The following is a 26,405-nucleotide window of genomic DNA, read 5'->3' on the forward strand; positions in this document are numbered from 1 at the left end:
TGGTCGTGGGCTCGGGCACCGCCCAAGCCGCACAGTGGCAGCCCAAAGAGAAAAGCCGCTGGTCACCAGGGGTGTTAGAGAAAACGGAATCGGTCCCCGGAAAGAGCGTCTCGAAATCGGACGCAAAGGCTCCGAAAGGGGACGGGGCGAGGGCCTGGAGCCCGAAGGACGTGTATTGGCCACCCGCCTCGCAGGCCGAGGTGGATCTGGGCGCCGCGCGACCCGCCCCTCCCCGTGGTTCGCTGCTCAGGGCGCCCGCACCCTCCGACGTCCCGGCGGCTCCCGCTGCTGACCCGAGCCGCGCGGGCGCTGCTCCCGTCTGGGTGAGTCCCGCCCCTGCCAAGGGCGCGCCGCGCACCGGCAAGGCCGCGGTGCAGCTCACGGACCGGTCGGCCGCGGAGAAGGCCGGCGTCCAGGGCCTGCTGCTCGCGGTCCGGCCGGCCGGGGAATCGGTGCAGGGCGGCCCGGTCAAGGTTTCGGTGGACGTCTCGTTCATCGCGGGGGCCTTCGGTGGCGACTGGCTCTCCCGCGCCCGCCTCGTCGCCCTCCCCGAGTGTGCCCTGACCACTCCCGAGCGCGCCGAGTGCCGTACGCAGACGCCCCTGCAGACCGCCAGGGACGGCGACCGCGCCGGGCTGCTCAGCGCGGAGGTGGCCCTCGGCGGAGCCTCCGCACAGGGCGGTGCACGTGCGAGCGCCGCCTCGGGCGGCCCGGGCGGGGCGACCGTGATCGCCGCGTCGGCGGCCCCGGGCGGCCCCGCAGGTACGTACGCGGCCACCAGCCTGGCGCCCTCGGGCAAGTGGGCCGGCGGCGGGAGCGCGGGAGGGTTCTCCTGGTCGTACCCGATCGCGGTGCCCGACGGACTGGGCGGCGCCAAGCCCACCGTCTCCCTCGCCTACAGCTCCCAGTCCGTTGACGGCCGTACCGCTGCCACCAACAACCAGGCCTCGTGGGTCGGTGAGGGCTGGGACTACTCGCCCGGCTTCGTCGAACGGGTCTTCAAGCCGTGCGCCAAGGACGGTCAGGCCGAATCGAGCGAGCAGTGCCTGGCCGGCCACAACGCAGTCCTCTCCTTGAACGGCAAGTCCTCGCCCCTGGTGCGGAACGACGCGACCGGCGACTGGCGGCTCGAGGACGACGACGCGTCGAAGGTCGAGCGGCTCACCGGCGCGGCCAACGGCGACAACAACGGCGAGTACTGGAAGGTGACCACTGCGGACGGCACCCAGTACTACTTCGGTGTGGGCCGCAAGCCGGGCAGCACCACCGCCCCGCCGACCAACTCCGCCTGGACCACACCGGTCTACGGCAACAACGCCGGCGAGGAGTGCCACCAGTCCACCTTCGCCGCGTCCTGGTGCCAGCAGGCCTGGCGCTGGAACCTCGACTTCGTCGTCGACCCGCGCGGTGGGGTGATCACCCATTCGTACGACACGGAAACCAATCACTACAAGCGCGGAGCGTCGGAGGCGACGCCCAAGGGCGATCTCACCCCGTACGTCCGTGGCGGCAACCTCGCCAAGATCACCTATGGCTCGAAGCTGACCGACGCGGACACCGTCAAGCCGACCGCCCAGGTGGTCTTCGGCACGTCCGAGCGCTGCCTTCCGGAAAAGGACGGCTTCGACTGCGCCCCGGCCAAACTGACCAAGGCCAACGCAACGAAGTGGCCCGACGTCCCCTTCGACCAGAACTGCGCGAGCACCGGCACCTGCGAGAACTATTCCGCCACGTTCTGGACCACCAAACGCCTCACCAAGATCACTACGCAGGTTCTGAACGCCGGCGGCGGTTACGACGACGTCGACGTCTACGAGCTCAAGCACGAGTTCCCCAACCCGGAAGACCACACGGCGCCCGCCCTGTGGCTCGCCTCGCTGACCCGCACCGGTCATGACGGCGAAGTCACGCTCGAGACCAAGCCCATCACCTTCACCGGCGCGTTGAAGAACAACCGCGTCGATTCCAGTGCCGACAACAGGCCCGCGATGAACCGACGCCGCATCGTCGGCATCACCTCCGAAACGGGCCAGGTCATCGACGTCGGATACGCGGACCCGGACTGCGCGCCGGGCGCCGGCCTGCCGTCCTCGAAGGACGCCAACACCACCCGCTGCTACCCGGTCTACTGGAACCCGGACGAGAAGAGCCCGAACGATCCGACCCTGGACTGGTTCCACAAGTACGTCGTCACCCGAGTCACCGAACTCGACCCCTTCGGCGGCTCCAGGCCCAAGGAGACGCGCTACGAGTACGTCGGCGGCGCCGCCTGGCACCGGGACGACGAGGAACTGACCGAGGACAAGCGCCGCACCTGGAACCAGTTCCGCGGCTACGAGCAGGTCATCACCCGCACCGGTACCGCCCCCGACGCCGTCTCCAAGACCGCGACGTTCTACCTGCGCGGCATGGACGGCGACGTCAAGGCCGACGGCACCAAGCGCACCGCCACCTTCACCGGCCTCACGGGCAGCCCGGTCAAGGACAGCAACCCGTTCGCCGGCACCGTCCGCGAAACCCAGACCTTCGCATCCGACGGCGGCGAACTCGTCACCGTGGCCAAGAAGGAGCCGTGGCTCTCCGCCGCCACCGCCACGCACAGCCGTGGCACGAAGCTTCCCGCGCTCACGGCACAGATGCAGCGCGAGGGCTCTTCCCAGGAGAAGAAGCTGCGCGCCGACAAGACGTGGCAGACCACCTCGGAGACCGTGAAGTACGACGACACGTACGGCATGGAGATCTCGAACCTGGACCGGGCGGACGGCTTCCCGGACACCTGCACCGTGACGTCCTACGCCCGGAACACCGCGGCCTGGATGCTCGACCGCGTGTCCGAAACCATCGAAACGCGGGGCAGCGACTGCGCCGCCACCGCAACCGAGGCGAACACCCTCAGCCGCAACCGCACGTACTACGACGGCCAGCCCCACGGCACCCTCACCGGCGCCGGCCAGGTCACCAGCACCGAGGAACTGGACCGCTTCGAAGCCGGCCAGCCGAAGTACAGCCCGAAGGGCAGCACCACGTACGACGCCTACGGCCGTGTCACCAGTGCCACGGACGCCGTCGGCGCCAAGACCACGACGGCGTACGAGCCGGCCGCACCGGCCCGTGCCACCACGGTCAAGGTCACCAACGCCAAGGACTGGACCACCACGACCACCCTGCACCCGCTGCGCGCGGTGCCGGTCAAGACCGTGGACCAGAACGACCGCACCACGGAGCTGACCTACGACCCGCTCGGCAGGACCACGGCCGTCTGGCTGCCCGGCCGCGCACGCGGCGCGAGCGCCAGCAAGACCTTCACGTACGACCTCACCAACACCGCCGCCAGCTCCGTCACCACACGGACGCTCCGCGCGAACCAGTCGTACGCGACGTCCATCGCCATCTTCGACGCGTTCGGACAGCAGGTCCAGGTCCAGTCGACCCCGCAGAACGGAGCGGCGACCACCCGCCTGATCGCGGACACGTACTACGACAGCCACGGCCGTGCCTTCAAGACCAACGAGTCCTACGTCAACGCCACGTCCGACCCGGTGAAGACCCGTTTCGTCCCCGACGAGAACATGGTTCCGAGCCAGAACGGCACCCTCTACGACGGCCTCGGCCGTCCGGTCGCCAAGACCTTCTCGTCCAAGGCGATCGAGCAGTGGCGCACCACCATCGCCTACCCCGGTGCCGACCGCACCGACACCACCCCGCCGAAGGGGGAGACGGCCAGCAGCGTCCTCACCGATGCCCTCGGGCACACGGCCGAACGGCGCAAGTACAAGGGGACCAAGCCCGAGGGCGACTTCGACGCCACCCGGTACGCGTACAACACCGAAGGCAAACTGACCGGGATCACCGACCCGGCCGGCAACGCCTGGAGCTACGAGTTCGACCTCCGGGGCCGCCAGATCCGCTCGGTGGACCCCGACAAGGGCGCCGCGACCGTCACCTACGACGACGCCGGCCGTCCCGTCTCCGCCGTCGACGCCCGGGGCACCAAGGTCTTCACCAGCTACGACGTCCTCGGCCGCCCCACCTCCCGCAACCTGAACACCGCCGACGGCACCAAACTGGCCACCTACGAGTACGACACCCTGCTCCCCGGTCAGCCCACGGCCTCCACCAGCTGGGTGGACGGCAAGCCCTGGCGGCAGGAAACCACCAGCTATGACGTCGGCTACCGACCCACCGGAACCAAGCTGACCGTCCCCGCCGGGGAAGGCGACCTCACCGGCACCTACACCTCGGAGACCACCTACGACCCCATCACCGGACTGGAGCGCCGCACCACACTGCCCGCCATGGGCGGTCTGCCCAAGGAGCGCCTCTACACCGGCCGCAACGACAACGGTCTTCCCACCTCCTACGGATCGGACAACGACGACTACGTCAACTTCACCGACTACGACGAGTTCGGCACGGTGAAGCGCACGACCTTCGGAGACGACCCGCGTCAGGTGAGCTTCACCCAGACCCGTGACCCCGCCACCGGACGCCTCCTGAACACCCAGCTCAAGAAGCAGGATTCGAGCACCCCGGTCGACATCACCGACTACACCTACAACCCGGTCGGCGACGTCACCTCGGTGACCAGCACCCAGGGCGCCGCACGCGAAACCCAATGCTTCACGCACGACTACCAGCGCCGCCTGACCCAGGCCTGGACCGACACCGGCACGACCACGACCCAGCCCGGGCCGTCCGTCCCCGGAATCGGCGGCTGCACCAACGCCGCACCCCAGCCGGGCAAGATCGGCGGCTTCGCCCCGTACCACCAGTCCTTCACCTACGACGTGACCGGCAACCGCACCTCCTCCACCGACCACGACCCGGCCGGCGACACGGCCAAGACCGTCACCACCACCCACACCTACCCGGCGCCCGGCGCCCCGCGCCCCCACGCCCCGACCTCCACCACCAAGACCACCGGCACCGGCCCCTCCGTCACCAAGCCCACCACCTACGACGCGGCCGGCAACACCCTCACCCGCCCTGACGCCACGGACACCGGCCAGACGCTGACCTGGACGCCCGAAGGCAAACTCGCCTCGGCCACCACCGCTGCCGGTACGTCCAGCTACCTCTACGACGCCAACGGCAACAGGCTGCTGCGCAAGGACCCGGGCAAGACCACCCTGTACCTCGGCTCGAACGAACTCACCCTCAACACCACCGCGAACACGGTGTCCGGCACCCGCTACTACTCCACCCCCGGCGGGACCACCATCGTCCGCACCTCCGAGGGCAAGCTCGCTTACATCGCCGCCGACCACCACAACACCGGCACCACCACCGTCGACGCCACGACCCTCCAGGTCCAGCGCCGCGCGACCAAGCCGTTCGGCGAAGACCGCGGCGCGGGGCCGGCCACCTGGCCCGGCGAACGCGGCTTCGTCGGAGGCACGCAGGACAAGAGCACCGGCCTCACCCACCTCGGAGCCCGCGAATACGACCCGCTCATCGGCCGGTTCATCTCGGTGGACCCGCTGATGGTCGTCGAGGACCCGCGCCAGCACAACGGCTACCAGTACGGCAACAACAGCCCGCTGACGGAGTCGGATCCCACCGGCGAAGCCCTCCCCGAGTGCCAGAGCGGCATGTACAAGTGCACCAACGGATCCAACCCGTACGACTACGGCTACAGCTACGAGAAGGAAGTCGCTGCCGCCGGCGGCACGCTCGACCGCGCCTACGTCGAGCGGAAGATCCGTAACAACTACGCCTGCCGGAAGGACCCCGGGTGCAAGCCCTCCAACCGTGGCTGGTCCGGTTCTTCGCCCAAGGTGGAGAAGAAGCCGGAAAAGAAGGGGTTCCTCGCCAGCGTGAAGTCCGGTGATTTCCGTGGTGCATGGAACGTCACTCTAGGGAGCTCGGACTGGTGGAGGCACAAGGGCGTAGATCTCGGAATCGGATTCGTAGCGGCTCTGGGAACTGCGGCTTGTATCGCATCAGTGGTGTGCGGCGGCGGATTGTTCTTGGTTGGATCGGCTGCGCTATTCACGGCTGGATTGGGTGCCCACATGGCAGTTGCGTCTGAAGAGGAGAGAGCTCAAGGGGCCACCCAGTTCCTTCTGCCCACTGCGAAAGCAGAGGTGATGGGGATGATCGGTGGGGCTACATTCGGCCGAGGGATCTTGTTTGGCCTGATACGCGGCCCCAAGCAAGGGATCGCTGGCGCCGGACTCACTACTCGAGGGGCTTCTGACCCGCTATTCGCCGGTCTCGCCAGGACCGACTTCGCAGGCATGAGGGGAAGGGTGGTCAACTACATGAAGAACCTCTTCTAGTTCGACTTTGAGGGGTTAGGCTCGGCTCATGTCACTGCCCGACGGTCCGTCGGGCAGTGACATTTCCCTATGTCATGGTCTCTTCGGGTTGCTGTGCTTCTGGCATGGTGCAGGCCAAGCCCCTCGAGATGCTGAGTGCGGCTTGGGGCGGATGGTTCGCTTGACTGCTGTCAATGGCTTTGGTCACCTGCTGTTGAAGGGGCTGATGAGGAGGATGGGCGTGGAGTTTGTCATCGAGTTAGTCGCCCTGGCTTTGGTCGGGTGGGCTGTCGGCGCTGCGGCGCGGGCCGTGATTTCTCGAAGGGCCGGTCGGCGGGCAGAGGTCGTTGCTGGCGGGACGATCGCCGCCGTCCCTTGCCGGTTGGCCTGGAAAGCCGGGAACGGGGCGCGGGGTTTCGTCTACGGAAAGTTGACCAGGGACGATAGTGGCGTTTGCTTTAAGCGGATTTCTCGGCGTCCCATTCGAGTACCCGAGGGTGGTCGGATCTCACGTAATCGCCATTGGCGGCCAGGGATGCAGCTCCTGCAGTATCGAACGCCGGAGGGGGAGGAGCTTCGATTCCTGTGCTACGACGCCGACTGTGACACTGTTAGCCAGTACCTGCGCGTTCCCAACCCCGCTGACTTTGACTAATGTTCGTCGTTCCGATCCTGGGGGAATGTACGTTGAAGGTTCGATTTGATCAACGGCTCCTTGTTCCCCGCCTCCGTTGGATCGGGCCGATCCATGACGGGACGGAGTGTATGGAAATCGGCACCCAGCTCGGCATACTCGCCCTCTATAGGTGCCGTTCGAGCGTCCCCTCCATCAGCTCGGCAGTGGGCGGGGTCCTTGAGGACTGGAAGGTTCGGCTCGATGGGCAGGATCTTGCTGAGATGCGGGGGTGCGCGCCGCCGGGCTATGCGATGAACCGCCAGGTCGCCCATGGCGTGCAAGGGGCGCTGCTCGACAGTTCAGTCGCAGTCGTCGGGGCGTCGTCGCTCTTCTCCTCCAAGCGGTCCGTAAAGTTCTCCTCCGCCGATTCCGCAATAGAATTCTGCGTCACATGGGGGAAGGTTTCGGTTCGAGATGGATTTGGAGAAGTGTTAGCGCGGAAGGACGTTTCCGCTTGGCACATGGACAGGGTTGACATGAGGGTGTTTGGCGCCATTGCTCTCGTGGAGGTGGCCGGGCTCGGTGCCATGCTCCGCAATCCGGTTCTCTCTGCGTTCTGATGCGGCCCGTGGCGGAACGGTCGTGACGGCAAGGCGGCGTGTCCCGCCAGGGGGACCTGGCGGGAAGGGAGAACCCAGGAGGGTCGTAGTCGTGCCGGAGCGCCGGACCGTCCTGCGGCGGAAGTCTTTCGTCGTCATGTCGGTGGTCTTCACCACGTTGCTCGGGGCGTTCGCCCTGGTGGCTTGGCTGAGCATGGCGGGGAACGGGCCCGACGAAGACGCGCTCAGCGTCATGGCCGCAATGCTGGGCGGGATGGCGTTCATCCGGAGGATCGCCGGGTCGCGCATCGTGCTCGACGAGAAGGGGGTGTCCGTGGTGAATCCGGTGTTCACCCATGACGTTCCCTACCGATATGTGGCCAAGGTCGAATCCGACGACGGAGGGACCCTGACCGTCACCACGACGCAGGCCGTCGAAATCGGCGCCTTCGGATTTTCCGGCTCCCTCATCGACCACTTCGTCGGCTCCACGGACCGGGCTGTGGCTCAGATCAACGCCAGACGCGCGGAGCGGCGAGATCTGAGGGGAAAGTCTCCCGTTGTCCGGCGCTACACACGAGCATGGGTGGCTGACATCTGCAGCGTTGCCATGCTCGTATGCATCGTCCTTACCGTAACCATGGGTAGTTGACCGCGGCCCGCCCGCCGGGGGAGAACGTGGCGGAAAGTCGACGCTGGTTGTGATCATGGTGCGGTATAGGCTGCTCGTGATGCCAGGTGATCTGCAGGGAGGCTACTCATGGAGTACGGCTCTGAGCGGGAGAACGGCGACGGTTCGGCTCCTTCTTCGTACAGCCGGGACATCAAAGAAGCGCGCCGCTCCATGCGCGAGGCGCTGCGCGCCGACCTTCCCGCCGCCCACTGGGGACTGGGGGTGACGGTCATCGCATTGATCGTCATTGCCAGTTTCTCAGGCCTGGGATGGACCTTGATCGTTGCTGCTTCCTTCACGGCCTGGTTCGTTCTTGCGCTGGCAGTGATCCACCTCGGCGGCGGCCGCGGTGGGGACGCCGTCCGGCGGGCTTACATCGCCACGTTCGGCTGGGGCAACTGGATCTGAACGATGTGAAAAAGGGGACGCATGCTCGCGGCGGGGATGAGGACGGGCGGAGCCACCGTGTTGGCGCTGCTGCTGATGATGACGCCCGCGGCGAGTGCCTTCGCGGCGGCAGCCGCGGATCCGCCCGCCCCGCTGTCCGACGGGGACCAACTGACCGCGCGTCCCGGTGAGCGCCTCACGTTCACGTCACCCCCGTACCTGCTGGGGTGGATCGGGGACTGGGTGATCTCCAAGGTCTTCGTCCAGCACGGGACGCTGAGGATGCACCATCCGGCCGTCACCGCCGTGGCCACCGTCGCGTGCGACACCCCGCCGGGCGTCTACCCGGTCGGGAGGGCGATGCCCAGGCCCGAGGGCGGGCCCTCCGATCCCGCTCCCTGGGTGACCGTCAAGGTCGTGGACATCGACGCGGCCGAACGCGCGGCCTGCCCCGGGAAGGTCGCGGCCCTTCCCCCGGAGGAGGTGGAGGAGCAGTGGCCCGATGATGACTACTGGCCGCATTCGCCCTGGGACGTGCGGACGTTCCAGCCCGGTGCCAAGGTGACGCCGACGGCCACCTTGATGGGGTACGACGAGCCCCTGACCTCGCGGGGCTTCACCGACCGGCCCGTCATGCGCGGGACCAAGGCGGTCCTGAGGGCGACCGCGACGATCCGCTGCGATGCCGAGCCGGGTCTGTACGAGGTCCGCTGGGTGGGCAAGGACGAGGTCTGGGCCCGCTACCGGGTGGCCCCGATCGATGACGCGACCCGCGCCTCCTGTCGGGACGGGACGTGGCATCTGGCCACGGGGCGGACTCCCTGGCTGGTCGGCGGCACGGCCGCCGCACTGGCCGCCGCGGGGGCCTACGTGCTGGTCCGGCGCCGCCGCGGCCCGGCCCGGCCCGCTGACAGCGGGCCGTCACAGGCGTGAGCCCGATGCGCCTCGGCGTCCGCGCCCCGAACCGCAGGGAACCGAAACGGCCGTTGGATAGGATTTCCGGATGATCACACCTGCTGGCCTCGGCTCCATCGTGCTGTGGCTCGACCGGCCGGTCGGGACGCAGCGGCTGCCCGCTCACGGCGAGGCGCTGGTGCGGTTCGTGGACGCCGCGACGCAGGCCCCGTTCGCGGAGCGCCTCGCCCCCGACGTGCTCGACGCGGCCGAGCGCCGACGCGCCGACCGGTTCGTACGCCCCCAGGACCGCGGCTCCTATCTGGTCGCGCACGTGACGCTGAGGCTGCTGCTCGGCGCCCTCCTCGACACCGAGCCGCGCGATCTGCTGATGGCCCGCGACGCCTGCCCCGAGTGCGGCGGCCCGGACGGGCGGCCGGTCCTCGTGGGCGGCCGCGCCCACTTCTCCCTGTCGCACAGCCGCGATGCGGTCTTCGTGGCCTGCGCGTCCACATCGGTCGGGGTGGACGTGGAGGCCCTGCCGGCAGCGCGCGTGGTGGCGCAGAGCGAGGAGTTCTTCCACCCCGACGAGAGCGCCGAACTCACCGCGCTCCCCGAGGCCGGTCGCCCCGCTGCGTTCGCCCGCCTGTGGGCGCGCAAGGAGGCTCACCTCAAGGGCACCGGCGCGGGACTGGGACACGAAGGCCACCGGAGCTATCTGGGGACGGGCCCGGACGCCGATTCCGTCCGCCCGGACTGGTCCCTCACCGACCTGCCGGCCCCCGTGGGCTACGCCGCCGCGCTCGCGCTGCGGGCCCCCTCGGCGCATTGGCGCTGAGGCTCGGTAGAACTCATGTACTGAGTGTCCGTCACCACCCCCTCTCTGGTAGTTGTTTCAGCGGGGTACGGGCGCAGGCCCGTAGCGGTGTCCCTTCGACGCCGCAGGGAGGACGTACATGAGCACCACCACTCGGGGCGAGAACCTCGCCGCCGAGCAGCGCGCCGTCGACCACGCGTACGACTGCTACACCGCGCGACTCGCCGAGATGAGCGGAACGTCGGCCGCCACGGCCTCGGCGAGCGGCAAGGACGGGATCGCCAACCGGATCGAGGCGGAGGCGCGCGCCGCCTCGTACGGAGGACTCGGCGACGAGGCCCTGGTGTTCGCCCGGGTCGACGCGCTGGAGGAGCCCGGCACGGAACCCCGCCCCTGGTACGTCGGACGGCGGGTCGTGTGGGACGCCTCGAACGAGCCGGTGGTCCTGCAGTGGACCAGCCCCCTGGCGAGGAAGTGGCTGGACGCCCGGCCCGAGAGCCCCGGTGAGGTGACGCTGCGGCGCCAACTGCGCTGCGTCCAGCGGATCGTGGAGGGCTACTTCGACGACATCGCCGCGCCGGCCGCCGCTCAGGCACCGGTACCGGCTCCGGCGACCGCTCCCGCGACCGCTCCCGTACCCGCGACCGATCCCACCCCCGCACCCGCACCCGCGACCGATCCGCAGGCGCAGCCGTCCCCGACCCCCGGCGACGTCGTCCGCCGGCAGCGCCGAAGGACGCTCCAACCGGACGACTTCCTGCTGCGCGAGCTCCAGCGGTCGCGCAGCGGCCGCATGCGCGACATCGTCGAGACGATCCGGCGCGACCAGATGGAGCTGGTCACCGGTTCTCCCTCCGACATACTCGTCGTGCAGGGCGGCCCGGGCACCGGCAAGTCCGCGGTCGGTCTGCACCGCGTGACCTGGCTCGTCAACAACGACCACTTCAAGGCCCAGGACATCCTGGTGATCGGCCCCCACCAGCGGTTCCTCGACTACGTCGGCCAGGTACTGCCCACCCTCGGCACCCGGGACGTCAACGCCGTCCAGCTCAGCCGCCTGTGGGACGGCGAGATACTCGGCGCGGACTCCCCGCGGGCGCGGCTCGTGAAGTCCGACGAGCGCATGGCGGCCGTCCTGCGCCGCCGCGTGGAGAACGACTACCGCCCCGAAGCGCTCGACGACCTCGTCGTCGCACCTTCCTTCGAAGGCGACGAGCCCGCGATCGTCGTCCCCGCCGGCAGTACGACCCTGCGCGTACCGCGGTCCGAGGTCCTCGCCCTCCTCGACCAGGCGCACGAGGGCGACAGCCCCTACCGGGAGCGCCGCGACCGCTTCCGCGGCCTGCTCGTCGACCGCCTCCTCCAGGAGCTCTCCGACATCGCACCACGACGCGGGCAGGCCGGTACGATCCGCCGCGACCTGGAGCGCAACCGCCGGGTCGAGCGCCTCATCGAGCGCGTCTGGCCGTCCCCGGGCGCCAGGGAGGCCCTGCGCACCCTCTACGACTCGTCCGACCTCCTGCACGCATGCGCCGACGGGATCCTCGACGAGGGCGAACAGGCGGCCCTGCTCCGGCCCCGAGCCGCCAGCGCCGACGCCGATCCCTGGACCCTCGACGACCACGTCTGCCTCGAAGAGCTCCGGGTCCTCATCAGCGGGGAGATACCGAGCCGCTACGGGCACATCGTCGCCGACGAAGCACAGGACCTCACGCCCATGCAGGCCCGTGCCCTGCGGCGGCGCTGCGCCGTGGGCGGCTCCATGACCGTCCTGGGTGACCTCGCGCAGGCGACGGGGCCCCATGTACCGGCGAGTTGGGACCGCCTCGGCACGGTCCTCTCCGACCACGGAGACTGGCGGGTGGCCGAGCTCCACACCAGCTATCGCGTGCCCGCCGAGATCATGGAGTTCGTCGCCCCCCTGGCCCGGGAGATCGCACCGACCCTGCCCTACCCGCAGGCCGTGCGCGAGGCGGGCGAGGACGCCGTACGGACGGTGGCGACCGAGCCGTGGAAGCTCCTCGACGACACCGTCGCCCACGTGACGCGCCTCGTCGGCACCAGTGACGGCAACACCCTCCGCTCGGTGGCCGTCATCGTCCCCGACGACTCGGACTGGCTCGACGCGATCAGTCGCAGGGTCGACGGGGGCGGGGACATCGGCGACCGGCACCGCGCCGCCGTGTCCGTCCTGGCCGCCACCCAGGCCAAGGGCATGGAGTACGACCACGTCCTGGTCATCGAGCCCGCCACCATCGCCGACCGCGGTCCCGCGGGCTTGCGACAGCTGTACGTGGCCCTGACCCGCAGCACCCAGAGCCTGACCGTTCTGCACACCGCCCCGCTGCCGGACGTACTCACGCGCCCCGGGGACGGCTCCGCGGCGCCGGCCCCCGAGGCCACGGTCACGGTGCAGGCGGAGGCGGAGGCGGAGGCGGCGGCGGAGGTAGAGGCAGAGGCGGAGGAGGTGGCCGTGGCCCGGCTTCCCCGGATCGGGTCCGACGTGCGGGTCGAGGTCGTGGACCGGGCCCCCGGCGGCCGCTACAAGGTCAAAGCCCTCACCCCCGACTTCGACCGTCCCCTGGTCCTCACCGTCCGCCACGGATCGGTTCCCCCACGGCGGGGCGAGGAGCTGGACTGCTGGGTGTTCGCCAACGAGACGAACCAGACGGTCCTCACCTCCGACCAGCGGGGCCGGTCGCCCGTCTCGCCGAGGATGGCGGGCCGCTACCTCGCGGCACTGGACGTGTTCCGCGAGCTGACCGAGAACGACGACGGGGAGGTCCCCGATGCCCGCGGCAGGCTCTCCGAGCTGCAGGGGATGGCCAACCGCGTCCTTCGCCGGGACCAGGCCGACTGGGTCGACGTGCTCCACCTGTTCGGCTCGCCGGACCGGGACCGGCTGGGCGTTCTGCGCGACCTCGCCGCCAGCGCCAACCGCGCGCTCAAGGAGCGCGCCTTGGACACCGACCGGCTCCGGGAACACCTGACGGCCTCGGGCTGGACGGACACCCTGGCCGAGGCGCGCCGGGCGCTCCAGGACCGCTTCGCCGCCGCCGACGCCGCCGACGCGGACCCGGCCCCGGAACCGCACGCGCACCCGGACCCCGACGACACGACGACCACCGAAGCCGCCGCCCCCGCCCCAGCGCCGCCCGAGCAGAAGGACGTAGAGCAGATGACCCTCGCGGAAGACACGACCGCGCCGGCTTCGACCACGAAGGAGGGCTTCCTGCGCACGCTGGAAGCGTCGGCCGAAGCCGACCGGACGTGCAAGAAGCACGAGTCGGTCCGCTACGCCCTGAAGTCGGACCTCCTCTGGGCCGACCTCCAGCCGACCGACTCGCCCGTCGTCGACGTCAGCTGCGTCACCGGCCGAGGACTCTTCCTCTACGAGGCGTTGGGCTCCGGCCGCTCGGCGTACGCGGACCTCCGCTCGGGCGCCACCCGCCTGCTGGAGATCAACCACACCATGACCGAGCGGGCCGACGGCCTCTACCTGGTCCTCTCCGAACCCCCGGCCGAGGACTGGTCCGCGGACACCGTGCGCGACGTCTTCGGCGTCCACGTCATCTGGCGAACCCCCGAAGGATGGGGCGGCAGGGACACGGACATCGCGCTGGGACAGCGCCCGCAGAACTGACGAGGAGCCGACCGGACCGTGCCCACGGGCTACAACCTGCTCACCGTCGACGCCCTCGCCCCCGAGACCATGGCCACCGCACTGGCCCGGTGCTTCGGCGTGGCGGTCGGCGACGTCGGCGTGGCCGAGGCCGACGCCGACCCCGAACTGCGGAACTGGGCCGCCCCCGTCCTGTGCACGTACGCAGCGGTCTCCGGCGACCTGACCCGGTCGCTGGACCTCTACGCCCAGGACCAGGTCGCCGATCAGCCACCGGAGTCCGAGGTCGCCGCGAGGTTCGCGAGGGCCGCCGGGACGACCGTCCTGTTCCCCGCCGAGGAGGCGTATCCGAGCGCCTACTGGGCGGCGACGCCGGAGGGCCTCGTCACCCGGGTCCGGCTCGAACTGTCCGACGACGAGCCCCCGCTGTACACGGTCGACAGCGCGGAGGCGCCGCTCCCGCAGCTGCCCCGGGCGGTCGTGGAGCGGTTCGCCGAGATCGTCCGGGAGCAGCGGCCGCCGGCCCCGGTGGCCGAGGCCTTCAAGGTGTCGGCGGCACCGCTGTGGCCCGACGACGGGCCCCACCCGTCCCTGGCGGGCGCCCTGACCGTGTGGGAACGGGTCGTCGTGCAGATGGAATCCGGCTGGGCGCCCTCGGGCTGGTATCCGGCCGACCTCTACCGCGAACGCCTCGAAGCCCGCGACGACCTCGCCCGCATCGGCGCCCGACTGCCGCCCGAGGTGCGCCGGCTGCTCGACGACGCGGTGGAGGGGCTGGACCTGCGGTTCGTCCGGGCGACGGAGGAGGACCCGTCGGGGAGCCTCATCGAGGAGCTGACGGGCCGGCCCCCGGGACGGGACCGGTCCGGCCGGTGGTGGTACCGCCGCCCGGATCCCGCGCCCTGGGAACGGGCCTGACCCCCTACAGCTCGGCGACGGCCTCCAGGGGGCTCAGGGCCGCTGCGCGGCGGGCCGGCAGGGCGGCCGCCACCGCGCCCGTGGCGAGGGAGGTCACGCAGACGAGGAGCAGCGTGCCCCAGGGGAGGGCCAGGGAGTAGCCCTTCAGCGCACCGTTGGTCAGGGCGCCGACCGTCCAGGCCCCGAACAGGCCGGCCGCCAGGCCCAGCAGGGTCCCGAAGGCGGCCACGGTCAGCGATTCGAGGCGGATCGTCCGGCGGATGCCGGCGCGGTCCATGCCGATGGCGCGCAGGACGCCGATCTCGCGGGTGCGGTCCGACACCGACATGGCCAGGGTGTTCATGATGCCGAGGGCGGCGATCACGCCGCCGACGGCGAGCAGGCCGTACGTCAGGGTCAGCAGGGTGCTGAGGGAACCGGCGGCCTCCTGGACCAGCTCCTGCCGGTCCTGGACCCGCAGCAGCGGGTTGTTGCCCGTGGCGGTGCGCAGCCGGTCCTTCGTGGCGGCGTCGGCGGCGCCGCCGTCCGCGCGGACGAGGACGCGCTGGACGGATCCGGGGTCGAGGCTCTTGTCCTGGACCTCGGTGCGGGCGCCCAGGGCGTCCCGGGCGGTGGGGTTGTCCTCGTAGACGCCGATGACCGTGTACGGGGTGCGGTCCTGGCCGGGGCCGCCGATCCGGGCGTCGATCCGGTCGCCGGCGCGCACCCCGTTCTCGCGGGCGAGGGTGCTGGAGAGGGCGATGCGGCCCGGCCCGAGTTCCTTCAGGGAGCCGCTGACGAAGTCCAGCTCCATGACGGACGGTGCGGCGGCCGGGTCGACCCCGGACACCTCGCGGACGCCCCCGCCGATGTAGAGGGTGGAGTCGGTGACGGCGGTCGCCGTCCGTACGCCGGGAACGGTGGTCACCCGCTGCACGGCGGCCGGGTCGATGCCGGCCGACGAGGTGTGGGTGCTGATCACGTAGTCGGCGCTGAGGCCGGCCGCGGCCCGGCGGTCGAGGGCCTGCCCGGTGGAGTGGCCGATGACGGCGAGCCCGGCGACCAGGGCCGTGCTGACCATGAGGGCGGAGGCGGTGGCGGCGGTACGCCGCGGGTCGCGCAGCGCGTTGCGGTGGGCGAGGTGGCCGGCGATCCCGAGGCGGCCGGTCAGCCGACCGCTCAGCCGGATCACGGGGACGGCGAGCAGCGGCGCCAGCACGATCACGGCGATCACGAGGAGGGCGCAGCCGAACATCGCGCTCCGCAGGTTCTCCTCGGAGGCGTCCTTCGCCCCGGCGAGCGACAGCAGCAGTCCGGCGCCGAGGGCGAGCAGGAGGGTGCCGGCCGCGCCGCGGACCCGGGACGCGGTGGCGGTGGGCGGCTGTTCGGCCGCGCGCAGGGCCTCGATCGGTGCGATCCGCGCCGCCTTGCGGGACGGCAGCCATGCGGCGAGCACGGTGACGCCCACCCCGACGGCGAGCGCGGCCGCCACGGGCAGCGGGCCGATCACCAGGGGTCCGCGGGGCAGCGGCTCCCCGGTGGTGCTCAGGACCTCCGGCAGTACGGAGGCGATGGCGAGGCCCAGCAGGAAACCGAGGGTCGAAGCGGCGAGGCCGAGGAGGACGGCCTCCCACAGGAGGGAGCGCACGACCTGGCGGCGCGTGGCGCCGATCGCGCGCAGCAGGGCGATCTCACGGGTGCGCCGGGCGACGAGCATGGTGAAGGTGTTGACGATCAGGAACGACCCGATGAAGAGGGCGACCCCGGCGAAGACCAGCGACAGTTTCTCGTTGCCGCGGGTGAGCGTGTCGACGAGGACGGCCTGCTGGGCGGCCTGGGCGGTGCCGGTGGTGGCCTCGGCCCGGCCGGCGGGGAGCCGGGCGGCGACCCGGCGGGCGAGTTCGGCGGTGTCGGTGCCGGGTACGGCCGACAGGTCGATCGAGGTGTAGCGGCCCGGGGAGGCGAACAGCTGCTGTGCCGTGGCCCTGTCGAACAGGACGAGGGTGCCGCCGGCCGTCACCCGGGTGTCGCGGGTGGTGACGATGCCGACGAGCCGCTTGGTCATGGCCGGGCCGTCCGTGGCCAGGGTGATCTCCTCGCCTAGGTGGAACCGGCCGGCGGCGGCGGTGCCGCTGTCCACGGCGATCTCCTCGCCGTTGCGGGGGGCGCGGCCCTCGGTCAGCGGGTGGCGGCCGTCCTTGCCGTCGGCGCCGGGGACGTAGGCGGCCGCCCGGTGGGCCCAGACCCTGCCGGTGCGCAGGGGATTGCCGTCCGAGGCGTTCAGGGTGGCCAGGCCGTCCGCGGACGGTCGTACGGCGGCGACGCCGGGCAGAGCGGCCAGATCGCGGGCGAGTACGTCGTCGAGCACGGTGGCGTGCTCGTCCCCGGCGGATCCGGTCGCGCCGGGTGCGCCGGGCGGGGGGTCCTTCGGGGTCACGGTGACCGCGATGTCGGCGTAGTCCTTCGACAAGGCGGCCCGGTGGGCCGCGGTGGAGGAGTCCGCGAAGACGAGGGCGCCGGAGACGAAGGCGACGCCTAGGGTGACGGCGAGCACCGTCATCAGCAGTCGGGCCTTGTGCGCCAGGACGTTGCGCAGGGCTGTTTTCAGCATGGGTGAGTGGCTTCCGGGGCGGGGGCGGGACGGGGGAGGGCGCGGGGGAGCGGGCGGGTCAGCTCGTGCGGGCGCGGGCGTCGAACTGCTTCATCCGGTCCAGCACCCGGTCCGGGGTGGGGTGCACCATCTCGTCGACCAGTCGGCCGTCGGCGAGGAAGACGACGCGGTCCGCGTAGGAGGCGGCCACCGGGTCGTGGGTCACCATGACCACGGTCTGGCCCAGTTCGCGCACGGAGTCGCGCAGGAAGCCGAGGACCTCGGCCCCGGCGCGGGAGTCGAGGTTGCCGGTGGGCTCGTCGCCGAAGACGATCGCGGGCCGGGTGGCCAGGGCCCGGGCCACCGCGACGCGTTGCTGCTGCCCGCCGGAGAGCTGTCCGGGCCGGTGGCCCAGCCGCTGGCCGAGGCCGACCATGGACACCACGCGGTCCAGCCACTGCCGGTCGGGGCGGCGTCCGGCGATGGACAGCGGCAGGGTGATGTTCTCCAGCGCGGTCAGGGTGGGGAGCAGGTTGAACGCCTGGAAGATGAAGCCGATCCGGTCCCGGCGCAGCTCGGTGAGGTGCCGGTCGCCCAGGGTGCCCAGCTCGGTGGTGCCGATGCGGACCGAGCCGGAGCTGACGGAGTCGAGTCCCGCGGCGCAGTGCATGAGGGTGGATTTGCCGCAGCCGGAAGGGCCCATGATCGCGGTGAACTCGGCTTCCCGGAAGGAGACGCTGACCCGGTCCAGGGCCACCACGCGGGTGTCGCCGTTGCCGTAGACCTTCGACAGGTCGGTGGTGGAGGCCGCGATACCGGGCGTCGGGCGGGGGGAGAACGGGTCGGCGGTCACGGCGACTCCACTTCGGGTGCGGTGGGAAAGGGGTGCACGCCGAAGGGTGTCGGGGGGACGTATCAGGGCCGGGGCCGCCGTGTATCGGCTTCCGCGCCGTTGTGCGGCAGTCGTGCGGGGGCGGTCAGCGGGGGGAGTCGCAGGGTGGCGACCGCGCCGCCGTCCGGAGCGTTGTCCAGACGCAGTTCGGCGCCGAGCACCCGGGCCTGGCCCAGGGCGATGGTCAGCCCGAGGCCGTGCCCCGCGCCCCGCTCCGTGGCGCCCGTACGGAACCGGCGCGGGCCGTCGAGCAGCAGGTCGGCGGGGAAGCCGGGACCGTGGTCGCGGACGACGACGGTCCGGCCCTCGACGGTGACCTGCACAGGGGTCCGTCCGTGCCGGTGCGCGTTGATGACGAGGTTGCCGACGATCCGCTCCAGGCGCCGCGGGTCGGTCTCCACCGACTCCACGGTCACCGCGGTCTCCACCGACGCCACGTTCGGTGCCTGCGGCGCCTGTGGCGCCTGCGGTGCCTCGGTGACGCTGACCTCCGTGTCGAGACCGGTACGGGCCACCGCCTCGGCGACCACCGCGGCGAGCGGGACCCGGGCGCGTACCGGCGCCTCCGCCCCCGCGTCGAGCCGGGAGATCTCCAGCAGGTCCTCGACCAGGCCGCGCAGGTCCCGTACGCGGGCCCGGAGCAGGTCCTCCGTCTCGCCGGGCGGCAGCAGGTCGGTGGCGGCCAGCAGACCGCCGACCGGGGTGCGCAGTTCGTGGGCCACGTCCGCCGTGAACTGCCGCTCGATGCGCAGCCGTCGGCCGAGGCTGTCGGCCATGAGGTCGACGGTGGCGGCGATGTCGGTCACCTCGTCGCGGCCCCGGGCCCGGCCCAGTGCGGGGCCGGTGCGGGCGTCGAGGTCCCCGGCGGAGATCCGGGCCGCGGTCTCGGCGACCCGGCGCAGTCGGCGGGCGACCAGCCCGGCCCCGTAGACCGCCAGGGGCAGTGCCGCGGCGAGCGAGACGAGGGAGGCCACCGCCATGCTCGCGTCGAGGCGCCGCAGGTCGTGGAGTTGGGGGCTCATGTTGATCCGCACGGCGAGCACCGGGCTGCCCGGGCCGCCGATCCGCTGGGCGCCCCAGACGCTGGGCCCGAGGTTCCCCTCGACGCGCCCGTCGTAGGCCACCCGCCGGTCGCCGTCGGCCGGGTGGCGCAGGGCGGTGGGCAGGTCGGCTGGATCGAGCTCCGCACCACCCGCCAGCGTTCCGGTGCGCCGGTAGACGTCCATGGCGGAGTACACGGTGTTGGTGGCTTCCATCTCGGCCCGGCTGCGGACGTCCATCGCGGTCCACACGTGGACGAGGACGCCCACCGCCAGGGCGACCAGGCACGCCGTGGCCGCCGCCAGCGCGGCGATCTTCCAGCGCAGGGGCACGCGGGCCGGCCACCACGGCCGGCGCAGGGGGTGCACCGGCCTCAGCGCCTGAGCTTGTAGCCGAAGCCGCGGACCGTCTCGATCCGCTCCCGGCCCAGTTTCTTGCGCAGCCGCTGCACGGCCAGGTCCACGACGCGGCTGTCGCCGTCCCAGCCGTACTCCCAGACGTTGCGCAGCAGGGTGTGCCGGTCCAGCACGATGCCCGGGTGGGCGGCGAACTCCAGCAGCAGCTTCAGCTCGGTGGGGGTGAGCGCCACGGGTGTTCCGGAGCGGAACACCTCCATCCCGCCGGTGTCGACGGTCAGGTCGCCGAAGGTCAGTACGTCCTCCTGGCCGGTGGCGGGCTCGCCGCCCGGGGCGGGCGCGTAGGCCGCCCTCCGCAGCAGCGAGCGGATGCGCGCCACGAGGACGTACGTGTCCACGGGCTTGACCACGTAGTCGTCGGCCCCGGCCTCCAGCCCGGCGACGACATCGAGGCCGTCGCCGCGGGCGGACATCATCAGCACGGGCACCAGGCTGGTCTCGCGGACCCGGCGGCACAGTCCGATGCCGTCGAGGCCGGGCAGCATCACGTCCAGGATCAGCAGGTCGAAGCCGTCGTCGTCGCGGAAGGACTCCAGCCCGGTCAGTCCGTCGGCCGCGGCCGTGACCCGGTAGCCGTAGCGTTCGAGGGCGACGGTGAAGGACCGGCGCATCAGCTCGTCGTCCTCGACCAGCAGCACGCGGACCGGAGGCGGAGATTCCGGCACCGGGGCGGGTGAGGGCACGGGCGGGACTCCTGTTCGTACGGGCCGGGCGAAACGCCGCTCCGGCGCGAAGCCACACGCCGCCGACGACCCGGAAGGAACGATACGGGAGGCACCGGACGCGGCGACCGCCGTCGGGGCCGGGCGCTCGATCCGATCGGTGGTCGAGCGCTCACCGATACACGGTGGATACAAAAGGCCGGAATCGGCTTGATCTACGGGTGGCGCTGGCGGAAAACGGCCTGTACGAGGGGGCGCCCCGGCCGGGCCGCTACATAGTCTGACCATCGGTCAATCAGGATCCGCAGCGGGGTCCACGGAGCGAGGAGAACACTGATGGTCGGGTCGCGCGTCCTGTCCTTCGGGCACTATCAGCCGCCAAGGGTCTTGACCAATGCCGATCTCGAGCAAATGGTCGACACCGACGACGAGTGGATCCAGAGCCGCGTCGGGATCAGGACGCGCCGCGTGGCGGCCGAGGACGAGTCCGTTGCGGACATGGCCACGAAGGCCGCCGAGCACGCCCTGGCCAACGCCGGACTCTCCGGTGCCGACATCGACTTCGTCATCGTGGCCACCTGCACGGCGCTCGACCGCTCGCCCAACACGGCGGCGCGGGTGGCCGCCGCGGTCGGCGCGCAGGCTCCCGCGGCCATCGACGTGAACACGGCCTGCTCCGGATTCCCGCACGCCATGGCGCTGGCCGACCAGAGCATACGGACGGGTTCCGCCACGAAGGCACTGGTCATAGGCGTGGAGAAGCTCACCGACTTCGTCGACTGGACCGACCGCACCACCTGCGTGCTCGTCGGCGACGGCGCGGGTGCGGCCGTCGTCGTGGCCTCCGAGGAGCCGGAGATCGGTCCCGTCGTGTGGGGGTCCGTACCCGAGATGGGCCGGGCCGTGCGCATCGAGGCGCCGTCCAACACCTTCGCCCAGGAGGGGCAGTCGGTCTACCGCTGGGCCACCACGGCGCTCCCGGAGGTCGCCCTCCAGGTCTGCGAGCGGGCGGGCGTGAAGCCCGAGGAGTTGGGCGGCGTCGTCCTGCACCAGGCCAACCTGCGGATCATCGAGCCCCTGGCGCGCAAGATCGGTGCGGTCAACGCCGTCATCGCCAAGGACGTCGTCGAGTCGGGCAACACCTCGGCCGCGAGCATCCCGTTGGCGCTGTCCAAGCTCATCGAGCGGGGTGAGGTCGAGAAGGGATCGCCCGTGCTGCTCTTCGCGTTCGGCGGGGGCCTGTCCTACGCCGGCCAGATCATCAACTGCCCGTGACCGGCCCGGAGGGATCGACGACGATGACGTCCTCGCGCGTGACGTGGTGGCCGCTGTTGCGGCTGCGGGAGGCGGTGACCGCGCCCCGGGCGCGGCTGCTGGTGTTCCCGCATTCCGGGGCCGGCCCCAACACCCTGTTCCCCTTGGTCGAGCCGCTGCCGGACCACGTGGAAGTGCTCGGGCTCTCGCTGCCCGGGCGGGAGCGCCGGTTCGGCGAGCCGCCCGGCTGCCGGCTCGACCAGGTCCTGGACTCCGTCTCCGACGAGGTGCTCGGCCGTGACCCGTTGCCCACGGTGGTCTTCGGGCACAGCCTCGGCGCGCTCCTGGCCGCCCGCGCCGCGCGCCTGCTCGGCCCGCACTGCCGGGCGGCCGTCGTCAGCGGGCAGGTCCCCGGCCGGACCCCGCGCCGGGCCCACGCCGCCGCCACCGAGGAGGACGCCGTCCGGCTGCTGCGGGACGGCGGCGGCACCCCGGAGTGGGTGCTGCACGATCCGGACATGCTGGCGCACGTGACGCGCGTGCTGCGGGCGGACATCGAACTCAGTCGGGAGGCCGCGTCGGGGTTCGAAGACGTACGGCTCGACGTGCCCCTGCACGTGCTGGGCGGCACGGCGGACCCGCTGATCCCGCACGAGCCGCTGGACGACTGGGCCGCCCACACGACCGGAGCGTGCCAGGTGCTCCGGTTCGACGGCGCCCACTTCTTCCTGCTGGCCGACGAGCACCGCCCCACGGTCGTGGACGTGCTGCGCCGGGCACTCGCAGAAGGCTGACGCGGCGCGCCGAAGGGCCGGAGGGGTCGGAGGGCCGGAGGGCCGGAGTCACGTGGCGCGTGACTCCGCCCCGGGGCGGGTCCGGCCCCGGCCCCGGCCCCGGCCCGCGCGAGGTCACGGCCGGATGATGCGGACCTGGTAGCTGCCGTTGCGCAGTTCACCCACCACGGACACGCTGATGCCCGCCTTCTCGTCGGTGAAGGTCTCGCCCGGCCGGAACGGCGCGTCCGAGAGTTCCGCGTGCACGTTGGGCCGCCGGGTGCAGCCGCCGCTCGTGCTGGCACTGTCCGACACGGTGATCGGGCCGTGCCCGGTGTCCACGTCGGAGTCCACCTTGTAGATGAGGACGCCCGGCTTGCAGACGGCCTCGTCGTTCCCGGCCAGCGTCCGCACCTCCACCGCGTACCCGGAGCTCTCCGACAGCGGGACGAAGGCCAGCTTGGTGCCGCCCCGTATCCCCAGCGGGGACAGGGTGTGGTCGCTGGTGCCCGATTTGGCCGCGCAGCTGATCTGCTTGCTGTCCAGCCAGCCCAGTTTCCACTTGTGCCAGCCCATCAGGTCGTTGTTGGCACCCCAGTCCTCGCTCATGATGTCCCAGTGCCCGACCGTGTTCCCGCCGTCCGAGGTGTACAGGTCGGGCAGCCCGAAGACGTGCCCGTTCTCGTGCGGGAGCACCCGGTAGCCGGTCTCCTGGTAGGTGCCGGAGCCGTCGTCCTGCCGGCTGTAGACGAAGGACGTGTTGGCCAGCGGCACCCCGTCGGCGACCGGAGCCTCGCCGTTGCCCGAGAAGGTCACCGACAGGACGGTGTCCAGGGCGGACGGCCCGGCGTTCGGCGTGACCAGGACGTTGATCAGGTCGTACCGGGCGAAGTCCACCTCGGGGTCGGCGGCCTTCGCTATGTGCTCGACGAGCTGCCGGTAGCCCGGCTCGTACGCGGACCCGCGCTCGATCCCGTACGCCGCGAAGGGCATCGGCATCCGCAACCAGCCCTTTATCGGCGCCTCGGCCCGGTAGACCAGCCGGCCGTAGGAACTCGTGCGGAACCATTCGGCCGTCTGGGGGAAGAACTCCGCCATCCGGTCCGCCGCCGTGCCCTCGCCCTTGGCATCAGGGAAGTCGATCATCAGGTTCAGGGCCCTGATCTCGCCGGTCGAGCGCGAGTAGCCGGGCGGAGTCGGCATGCCCTCGGACATCTGCACACCCATGGTGCCCGCGATCCGGCAGGGCGCGAGAGCCGATTCGACGGTCGTGGCCACCGCTCCGGCCGCCGAGTTGCCACGGCTGGATATGCCCGTGCTGGCCGTCGCCGTGACGCCGAGGGCCAGCGCGGTCAGGCCGATGTACGCGCTGGTGCGGCGTGGTCTGCGTATCCGGTGGCGGGTCTGCGACATGGAGATCGCCTTCGGGTCCGCGGCAGCCGGCCCTGCCCGGTCTGCGCTCTGTTCGATCACCCTCCGCCGGGCGCGGCGCGCCCGCGCGTCGGGAGAGGCCGAACGTGGACACGCCCGTGAGCCAGGTCACACGGAGGAGTGAAATAACCGGGGACCCGTTCCCCGTTTGTACGGGAGTCCCGCTAAGCGGGGAGCTGCTCCCCGTTTGGGCGGGGCGGCCCTGCAGTCCGCACCACGAGCACGCGAGTCCGCGCCAGAAAGGCCTCGGAATGAAGAGCTCCACCAGTACCGCCCCGGCGGCCCGGCCCACCCCGGACCCGGCGCGGGAGCAGGCGCAGGCGCAGGTGTCCGCGGCCGGCGCCCCGCGGCCGCGCGCCGACGCCGTCCGCAACCGCGAGCGGATCCTGACGGCGGCCCGCGAGCTCTTCGTCGAATCCGGCTCCACGGCCCCCTTCGACGAGGTGGCCCGCCGGGCCGGCATCGGCAATGCCACGCTCTACCGGCATTTCCCCGACCGCCCCACCCTCGTCCACCACGTCGTCCTCTTCACGATGGGCCGGGTGACGGCCTCGGCCGAGGCCTCCCTCGCCGAGGAGCCCGACGCCTTCGCCGCCCTGTGCCGCTTCACGCACGCCGCCGCGGACGAGCGGATCGGCGCCCTGTGCCCGATGCTCGCCGACGGCTTCGACGGTGAACACCCCGAACTCCTGGCGGCGCGCGCCGCGTTGGGGGAGGCCGTGGTCACCCTGCTGGCCGCGGGCCAGGACGCCGGACTGGTCCGCACGGACATCGGCGTCGGCGACTTGATGGTCGCGCTGTCCCAGCTCAGCCGCCCCCTCCCGGGCGTCGCGTGCCTCGACACCGACCGCTTCGCCCACCGCCACCTCCAGCTCTTCCTCGACGGGTTGCGGGCCCCGGCCCGCTCCGAACTCCCGGGCTCGGCAACGACTTTGGACGACCTGCGGCAGAAAACCATGTGACGCGCACAAAGCTATAGAACTAGTCTTTTTCAGTCATTCCGCACAGTGAAGTGGGTACCCTCATGTCAAAAACAGCCGCGAGCCTCGCGCCGGCTGCCGATCCCAGTCGCTGGAAGGCACTCGTCTTCATAGCCCTGGCCCAGCTGATGGTCGTCCTCGACGCGACCATCGTGAACATCGCCCTCCCCTCCGCCCAGACCGACCTCGGCATCTCGGACGGCAACCGCCAGTGGGTCATCACCGCGTACGCGCTGGCCTTCGGCGGACTGCTGCTCTTCGGCGGTCGCATCGCCGACAAGTGGGGCCGTAAGAACGCCTTCGTCGTCGGCCTCATCGGCTTCGCCCTGGCCTCCGCGCTCGGCGGCGCCGCCAACGGCGAGGCCATGATGCTCGGCGCCCGCGCCCTCCAGGGTGCCTTCGGCGCGCTGCTCGCACCGGCGGCCCTGTCGCTGCTCGCCGTCATGTTCACCGACGCCAAGGAGCGCGCCAAGGCCTTCGGCATCTACGGAGCCATCGCGGGCGGCGGCGGCGCCGTCGGCCTGATCCTCGGCGGCTTCCTGACCGAGTACCTCAACTGGCGCTGGACCTTCTTCGTCAACATCCCCTTCGCGATCGTCGCGGCCTTGGGTGCCTGGATGGTCATCCGCGAGCCCGCCGGTTCCCGCAACCGCGCGCCGCTCGACATCCCGGGCGTGATCCTGTCCACCACCGGTCTCGTCGCCCTCGTGTACGGCTTCACCCGCGCCGAGTCCGCCGGCTGGTCGAACGCCGTCACGGTCGCCATGTTCGTCGCCTCGGCGCTGCTGCTGTCCGCCTTCGTCCTCGTCGAGTCCAAGGTGAAGTCCCCGCTGCTGCCGCTGCGCGTCCTGCTGGAGCGCAACCGCGGCGGTGTCTACCTCTCGCTCGGCCTCGCCGTCATCTCGATGTTCGGCCTGTTCCTCTTCCTCACCTACTACCTGCAGGTCGTGAAGGGCTTCTCGCCCGTCAAGACCGGCTTCGCCTTCCTGCCGATGATCGCGGGCATGATCACGGGCTCCACCCAGATCGGCGCCCGCCTGATGACCCGCGTCCCGCCGCGCCTGCTGATGGGCCCCGGCTTCCTGGTCGCCGGCCTCGGCATGCTGCTGCTGACCCAGCTGGAGGTCGGGTCCTCGTACCCGGCGCTCATCCTGCCGGCGCAGCTGCTGCTCGGCCTCGGCATGGGTACGGCGTTCATGCCGGCGATGTCCCTGGCCACGCACGGGGTGAACCCGGCCGACGCCGGTGTCGCCTCCGCCATGGTCAACACCTCGCAGCAGGTCGGCGGCGCCATCGGCACCGCGCTGCTGAACACCATCGCCGCCTCGGCGACCACCGCCTACCTGACCGACCACGCGGCCGAGGCCGCAGCGGGCGGCCCGGCGGGACAGCTGATCCAGGCGCAGGCCATGGTCGAGGGCTACTCCTCCGCCATCTGGTGGGCGGTCGGCATCCTGGTCGCCAGCTCGGTCATCGCGCTGACGCTGATCAACACCGGCCGTCCGGGCGTAGGCGGCCCGGTGGCCTCCGATTCCGGCGAGGACGCCGAGCTCAAGGTGCCGGTGATCGCCCACTGATCAGGGCCGAGGGCCTCCCGGAAT

At 71.3% G+C, this 26,405-nt stretch carries 17 protein-coding genes; 12 read left to right on the plus strand and 5 right to left on the minus strand.

Annotation, left to right across the window (positions count from 1 at the left end):
* Nucleotides 1–323: 323 nt before the first annotated feature.
* The 8 genes from OG386_RS25520 to OG386_RS25555 all read left to right on the plus strand — a co-directional run bounded on the left by OG386_RS25520 (nucleotide 324) and on the right by OG386_RS25555 (nucleotide 14,786).
* Nucleotides 324–6,281, plus strand: a complete 5,958-nt coding sequence (locus OG386_RS25520; RefSeq protein WP_328790049.1) for an RHS repeat domain-containing protein — start codon at nucleotides 324–326, stop codon at nucleotides 6,279–6,281.
* 744 nt (nucleotides 6,282–7,025) lie between these two features.
* A complete protein-coding gene (locus OG386_RS25525; protein WP_328790050.1) occupies nucleotides 7,026–7,496 on the plus strand; it encodes a hypothetical protein in 471 nt (156 codons plus the stop codon).
* 91 nt (nucleotides 7,497–7,587) lie between these two features.
* Nucleotides 7,588–8,127 carry a hypothetical protein gene (locus OG386_RS25530; RefSeq protein ID WP_328790051.1) on the plus strand — a complete coding sequence of 180 codons (540 nt, stop codon included), beginning with the start codon at nucleotides 7,588–7,590 and terminating at the stop codon, nucleotides 8,125–8,127.
* A 108-nt stretch (nucleotides 8,128–8,235) separates the two neighbouring features.
* Nucleotides 8,236–8,556 (plus strand): hypothetical protein, encoded by a 321-nt coding sequence (locus OG386_RS25535; protein WP_328790052.1) that lies wholly within the window; start codon nucleotides 8,236–8,238, stop codon nucleotides 8,554–8,556.
* 36 nt (nucleotides 8,557–8,592) lie between these two features.
* Nucleotides 8,593–9,468: a hypothetical protein gene (locus OG386_RS25540; protein WP_328790053.1), complete on the plus strand. Its 876-nt coding sequence runs from the start codon at nucleotides 8,593–8,595 to the stop codon at nucleotides 9,466–9,468.
* Between the two features lie 70 nt (nucleotides 9,469–9,538).
* A complete protein-coding gene (locus OG386_RS25545; RefSeq protein WP_328790054.1) occupies nucleotides 9,539–10,267 on the plus strand; it encodes a 4'-phosphopantetheinyl transferase family protein in 729 nt (242 codons plus the stop codon).
* A 118-nt stretch (nucleotides 10,268–10,385) separates the two neighbouring features.
* Nucleotides 10,386–13,889: a HelD family protein gene (locus OG386_RS25550; protein ID WP_328790055.1), complete on the plus strand. Its 3,504-nt coding sequence runs from the start codon at nucleotides 10,386–10,388 to the stop codon at nucleotides 13,887–13,889.
* An 18-nt stretch (nucleotides 13,890–13,907) separates the two neighbouring features.
* Entirely contained in the window at nucleotides 13,908–14,786 is an 879-nt protein-coding gene (locus OG386_RS25555; RefSeq protein WP_328790056.1) for a hypothetical protein, read from the plus strand.
* A 4-nt stretch (nucleotides 14,787–14,790) separates the two neighbouring features.
* On the opposite strand, the gene OG386_RS25560 is transcribed toward OG386_RS25555, so the two are convergent.
* The 4 genes from OG386_RS25560 to cseB all read right to left on the minus strand — a co-directional run bounded on the left by OG386_RS25560 (nucleotide 14,791) and on the right by cseB (nucleotide 20,387).
* Nucleotides 14,791–17,376 (minus strand): ABC transporter permease, encoded by a 2,586-nt coding sequence (locus OG386_RS25560; protein ID WP_328790057.1) that lies wholly within the window; start codon nucleotides 17,374–17,376, stop codon nucleotides 14,791–14,793.
* A 58-nt stretch (nucleotides 17,377–17,434) separates the two neighbouring features.
* Complete coding sequence (locus OG386_RS25565) at nucleotides 17,435–18,208, minus strand: ABC transporter ATP-binding protein (protein ID WP_328790058.1); 774 nt, start codon at nucleotides 18,206–18,208, stop codon at nucleotides 17,435–17,437.
* Nucleotides 18,209–18,270: 62 nt separating this feature from the next.
* Nucleotides 18,271–19,620: a sensor histidine kinase gene (locus OG386_RS25570; protein WP_328790059.1), complete on the minus strand. Its 1,350-nt coding sequence runs from the start codon at nucleotides 19,618–19,620 to the stop codon at nucleotides 18,271–18,273.
* Nucleotides 19,621–19,661: 41 nt separating this feature from the next.
* On the minus strand, nucleotides 19,662–20,387 hold the full coding sequence (gene cseB, locus OG386_RS25575) for a two-component system response regulator CseB (RefSeq protein WP_328790060.1): 726 nt from the start codon (nucleotides 20,385–20,387) through the stop codon (nucleotides 19,662–19,664).
* A gap of 315 nt (nucleotides 20,388–20,702) precedes the next feature.
* Between cseB and OG386_RS25580 the strand changes: the two genes are divergently transcribed.
* Entirely contained in the window at nucleotides 20,703–21,641 is a 939-nt protein-coding gene (locus OG386_RS25580) for a beta-ketoacyl-ACP synthase III (RefSeq protein ID WP_328790061.1), read from the plus strand.
* Between the two features lie 23 nt (nucleotides 21,642–21,664).
* Entirely contained in the window at nucleotides 21,665–22,414 is a 750-nt protein-coding gene (locus OG386_RS25585) for a thioesterase II family protein (RefSeq protein WP_328790062.1), read from the plus strand.
* Between the two features lie 114 nt (nucleotides 22,415–22,528).
* Here the strand turns inward: OG386_RS25585 and OG386_RS25590 are convergent, their stop codons facing one another.
* Nucleotides 22,529–23,806 carry a M6 family metalloprotease domain-containing protein gene (locus OG386_RS25590; protein ID WP_328790063.1) on the minus strand — a complete coding sequence of 426 codons (1,278 nt, stop codon included), beginning with the start codon at nucleotides 23,804–23,806 and terminating at the stop codon, nucleotides 22,529–22,531.
* Between the two features lie 269 nt (nucleotides 23,807–24,075).
* Here OG386_RS25590 and OG386_RS25595 point away from each other — a divergent pair, with 269 nt between their 5' ends.
* The gene (locus OG386_RS25595) at nucleotides 24,076–24,786 is read left to right on the plus strand and encodes a TetR/AcrR family transcriptional regulator (RefSeq protein ID WP_328790064.1); all 711 of its coding nucleotides are present in this window, start codon (nucleotides 24,076–24,078) and stop codon (nucleotides 24,784–24,786) included.
* 62 nt (nucleotides 24,787–24,848) lie between these two features.
* Complete coding sequence (locus OG386_RS25600) at nucleotides 24,849–26,381, plus strand: MFS transporter (RefSeq protein WP_328790065.1); 1,533 nt, start codon at nucleotides 24,849–24,851, stop codon at nucleotides 26,379–26,381.
* Nucleotides 26,382–26,405: the final 24 nt, after the last annotated feature.

Source organism: Streptomyces sp. NBC_00273 (assembly GCF_036178145.1).
Taxonomy (GTDB): Bacteria; Actinomycetota; Actinomycetes; order Streptomycetales; family Streptomycetaceae; genus Streptomyces.